This window comes from Aminobacter sp. P4_D5 (genome assembly GCF_056401815.1).
In genome coordinates, this window is record NZ_JBFUIP010000726.1 from 1 (window position 1) to 707 (window position 707).

At 69.6% G+C, this 707-nt stretch carries 2 protein-coding genes; both read right to left on the reverse strand.

The genetic code is table 11. The annotated features are described in order from the left end of the window. A partial coding sequence (locus tag AC1DWF_RS34595; protein ID WP_476842993.1) for a biotin/lipoyl-containing protein occupies positions 1-530 on the reverse strand: 530 nt, incomplete at its 3' end. Positions 531-543: 13 nt separating this feature from the next. Beyond that, positions 544-702, reverse strand: a complete 159-nt coding sequence (locus AC1DWF_RS34600) for a transketolase C-terminal domain-containing protein (RefSeq protein WP_476842994.1) — start codon at positions 700-702, stop codon at positions 544-546. Positions 703-707: the final 5 nt, after the last annotated feature.

A 707-nucleotide genomic window follows, 5' to 3' on the forward strand; every position in this document is an offset into this window, starting at 1 on the left:
GCAGCCGCGGGAGCCGGCGCCGGAGCGCCACCCTTCATCGCTGCCTCGACGTCGGACTTCACGACGCGGCCTTGCGGACCGGAACCGTTGACCTTGGACAGGTCCAGCCCGGCCTGTTGCGCCATGCGCTTGGCCAGCGGCGAGGCGGAGACGCGGTCGCCCGAAACGGCATGCGCCGGAGCGGGAGCGGCGGCAGGCGCAGGAGCCGGGGCCGCAGCCTTCGGTGCCTCCGCGGGCTTCGGCGCAGGGGCCGGAGCGGGTTTCGCCTCGCCCGTTGGCGCGGCCTCGCCCGGCTCGACCAGCACGGCGATGACGGCATTCACCTTCACGCCCTCAGTGCCCGCGGCGACGACGATCTTGCCGAGGACGCCTTCATCCACGGCGTCCACTTCCATGGTCGCCTTGTCGGTCTCGATCTCGGCGATGATGTCGCCGGACTTCACCTTGTCGCCCTCGGCCTTGAGCCAGCGGGCGAGCGTGCCCTCCGTCATGGTCGGCGAGAGGGCGGGCATCAGGATATTCGTGGCCATGTCTCGCGCTCCCTTACCGGTACGTCACGGAGTGGACGGCATCGACCACCTGTTCCAGCCTCGGCAAAGCCAGCTTCTCCAGATTGGCCGCATAGGGCATCGGGATGTCGAGGCCGTGCACCCGCACAGGCGGCGCATCGAGGTCGTCGAAGCAGTTCTCGACGATCTGCATCGCGA